Source organism: Caldivirga sp. UBA161 (genome assembly GCF_002506515.1).
Taxonomy (GTDB): Archaea; Thermoproteota; Thermoprotei; order Thermoproteales; family Thermocladiaceae; genus Caldivirga.
In genome coordinates, this window is record NZ_DAXS01000010.1 from 6,191 (window position 1) to 10,376 (window position 4,186).

Here is a 4,186-nt window from a genome sequence, read left to right on the forward strand (position 1 = left end):
GTACTTCTTATTTTTATAGAAGGGTATTTATTTAAGTAGGATAATTATCCTACCTATGAGCAAAATACTTTCAGCCACCTCTCTATCAGAAGCCATATTAATGGGGGTGGTGAATAAGCTCATTGTGCAGGCAGCAGGTAATATGCTTAACATCGAGTGTTCGCTGCGGGATATTTTAACTGCTTGCTCTTTAATATTGAATAGGAAGGGTTTATTAGGGGTGTTGCCGTAATATGGAGCAGAAAGTCGCTGGAGAGGGAGCCATGATCACGATAATTAAGAGAAATGGTGTAAGGGAGGAATTCAACCCAGGTAAGCTACTTAACAGTTTAAAGCTAGCGGAGGCACCTAACCCAGAGCGCATACTTGAGGAGCTTACTAACCAAATTAAGGGTAAGGGGGAGGTTACCTCAAGTGAAATATCTGATTCCGTTCAATTAATGATGCTTAATCTGATTAGCGAGGACTTTAAGTGGCATGATGCCGCCAGGAACTACCTACTCTTCAGCATTTACAAGCAGGTCTGGGGTAAGGAGGTGATTAAGAGGGTTAACTCAGGTTTATTAACATTAAGTGAAGCCTACAGGAGGGGGTTTAGGGATTGGTTCAACCAGGGGCTTAACCAAGGCTTATGGAGCCCTGAGGCTGCTAAATTCTATGAGAAATACCTAGAAGAGTTAATGAATCAACTGGATCCATCAAGGGACCTACTCCTAACATATAATGGTGTTAGGACGCTGATGAGCAGGTACCTCATGAAGAGGCTTGATGGTTCATTCTTCGAAGCCCCACAGTACATGTGGATGAGGATAGCCATGGGTGTAGCCTACAGTGAGGTTAAGTATGGTAATGATCCAATTAATTGGGTTAGGGAATTTTACGATTTAGTAAGTCAATTGAAGTTCCTCCCCAATTCCCCCACAATGTTTAACTCACTCACTAAGCTGGGTGAATTATCAGCATGCTTCGTTATACCTGTTGATGATTGCTTAAGTAAGGATAGTAACAGGGATAATCCAAACTGCTTCTTCGGAATAATGGACGCAGCTAAGTTAGCGGCATTACTCTTCCAAGCCGGTGCCGGGGTTGGTTACCAGTTCGGTGAATTAAGGCCTGAGGGCGACGTCGTTAAGTCAACCAGTGGTGTGGCCTCAGGCCCATTATCATTCATGAGGCTCTTCGATACCCTAGTGGATGTTATTAAGCAGGGTGGTAAGAGGCGTGGAGCCCAAATGGGCATGCTCTTCTGGTGGCATCCTGATGTTGAGAAGTTCATAACATCAAAGACAGGTAAATTAAAGGATGTTCAATTACAGAACTTCAACATAAGCGTAACCATAGATGACTACTTCATGGCCAAGGCCCTAAAGGGTGAGGATGTATACCTACTTAATCCAAGGGAATGCGCATGCCTATACCAAACCTGGGGTCAGGAATTCGTTAAATGTTATGAGGAGTGCGTGAGTAAGGTTAAGGCAGGCTTAGTGAAGGTATGGAGGAGGGTTAATGCTGGAGAATTATGGGGTAAAATAGTTGAGTCAGCTTGGGATAGTGGTGACCCAGGATTATGGAATAAGGATGTGGCAAACAGTAAGATAGAGTTCATTAACAATTCCGTATCCAGTAAGTACTCAGTTATAAATGCAACTAACCCATGCGTAACCGGCGATACCAGGATACTTACTAAGTATGGGTATTTACAGATAGGTAAACTGGTTAAGGAGGGTGTTAATGAAGTCGACTTAATACTCCCTGGGCAGGCATTGGTAATACATGCGGCTACCCACGGCAACAAGGCTGTGGCCATAGGCATGCCTGTGGTGATTAGATCAAGGGTCTTCAGCCAGGGCATTAAGCCTATATATAAGGTGATTACTGAGGAGGGTTACGAACTGAGGGCGACGCCTGACCACAGGTTAATCGTAGTAACTAGGGATCAATGCAACTGCGATGAGGCGCCACCAGAGGTTCAAGAGGTTATCAAGGCTTCGTTGAGCAGCAGGACCAGTGGCTACCGTATAATGTGGAAGAGGGTTGACCAGTTAAGGCCAGGGGACTTAATATACATGTCTAGGATTGATATAGATAAGCTGGGTAGGGGGTTCGGTAGTAGTAGCATTGGTGAGGACTTAGCATTCCTCTTAGGCTGGCTTGTCGGGGGCGGGTTACTATATAAGTATAGGGGTAGGGATTATGGGTTCGCTGCATGGTACTTCAATGCCCGGAAGGAGGAGGTTACCCAAGTGATTACCGATATCCTGAGGTACAGGTTCCCAAATGCAAAAATCAGCACCTACTACAGTAAGGGTGAGGTTAAGGTCTTAACATCCTCAAGGGATGTCTGGGGATACTTCAGTAAAATAGCGCCGGAGCTCATAAATGTGGGCTCAGCCAATAGAGTGATTCCAGAGTTGGTTTATACCCTGAAGCCAAGTGAGATTAAGTCATTCCTAAGGGGCCTATTCACAGCAGGTGGCGCAGCTAACGCGGATTCAGTGGTTAGGTTAACGTCAGCGTCATTAAGGCTCCTTAAGCAGGTCCAGGAGCTACTCCTACTATTCGGCATAATGTCAACAATATATGAGGGTAGGGCAGGCAGTAACCATGAGCTGGTCATTAAGGATTACAGCGGTAAGTTATTCATTGAGAAGATTGGCTTTGCAGATAGGGTTAAGGCCATTAAAGCCTCGTTAAAGAAGGTTAAGGCTGACCCACCCTTAGCCACTGTTAAAAATATAGAATACCTAGGCGCCGAGGAGGTTTTTGATACCACAGTACCAGGCTACCACTACTATGTGGCGGGCGGCTTCATTAGCCACAACTGCGGTGAGGTAGCCTTATATCCATTTGAGTCCTGTAACCTGGGTAGTATAAATTTAACTAGGTATGTTAAGGATGGTTCAATTGATTGGGAGGCCTTAGCTAAGGATGTGGTTCTGGCGGTTAGGTTCCTTGATGATGTTATTGACGCTAACCAGCACCCGCATGAGTACCTTGATAGGGCTAATAAGGCTAGTAGGAGAATTGGCTTAGGTATTAATGGTTGGGCTGACGTACTAGTCTCACTCGATATACCCTACGATTCACCAAAGGCTATTGCATTAGCTGACGTGGTGATGGGGTTTGTAACTAGGGTTGCGGTTAGGGCCAGCGTTGAGTTGGCTAAGGAGAAGGGCCCGTTCCCGCTCTGGCCATCAAGCAGGTGGAGGGGTGGTTTCCTACCCTGGAGGGTTCATGAGGAGAGGGTTTCAAAGATGCTTGAGGTTAAGGGTGTTTCAAGCGACGTGGAGGAGTACCTTGACATCCTTAAGTTAGGTTACAGTGAATTAGGTAGCCTACCCAATAAGGCTGAGGAATTCCTAGCCAAATTAAGGGCCACCGATGATGAATTAATTAGGGATGCATCAACAGTGGGTGTTAGGAATGGTGCATTAATCAGCATTGCCCCAGAGGGTTCAAGGAGCCTAATCGCTGGGGTTAATTCAAGCATAGAGCCCATTTTCGCAATAGCCTACGTGAGGAATCTAAGCATTGGAAAGTTAATAGAGTATAATTACACAGCCCTCAGGAAGCTTAAAGACTCAAATGCCCTAGACAATGAAACAATCTCTAAGGTGCTTGAAGCCGGCATGTTACCCAGCAACCACGTGATGCATCCACTACTTAAGACGGCTAATGAAATACACTGGAGGTGGCACGTCTTCATGCAGGCTACATTCGCCAAGTGGAGTGACTCAGGTGTAAGTAAGACTATAAACATGCCCAGTAATGCAACCAGGGAGGATGTTGATGGCGCATATCGCCTAGCCTGGGCCCTAGGAGCCTTCGGTATAACAGTGTATAGGGATAAGAGTAAGTCAGTTCAGGTAATATACACTGGAGTTGAGAGGAAGAGTAAGGCTCAGAGTACTGAGCCTAAGGCGATTAAGGTTACCGTTAAGGCCATTAACCTAAATAAGGAGATTGAGGAGAATAAGCTTGAGGAAATAGGTGAAACAGACGATCCAGCATGCAGAACAGGGGTATGTGGATAAGGCATTAACTTATTAAGCCAACACTAATTAAAGTAGCTAATGGTAAATCAAGGAAACATTAAGGAAGCGGTTAAGAGCTTCTTTAAATCGAGGGGTATTGTTAATATTAGGTATGTTAAGGTTAATGTTAATGAGCGTGAAGGCTTAATACA

Annotated in this window: 1 protein-coding gene; it reads left to right on the forward strand. The window is 45.1% G+C overall.

Annotation, left to right across the window (positions count from 1 at the left end; genetic code table 11):
- Nucleotides 1–233 precede the first annotated feature (233 nt).
- The gene (locus tag BP896_RS01220; RefSeq protein WP_291764819.1) at nucleotides 234–4,034 is read left to right on the forward strand and encodes a ribonucleotide reductase N-terminal alpha domain-containing protein; all 3,801 of its coding nucleotides are present in this window, start codon (nucleotides 234–236) and stop codon (nucleotides 4,032–4,034) included.
- The last annotated feature ends 152 nt before the right edge of the window (nucleotides 4,035–4,186 follow it).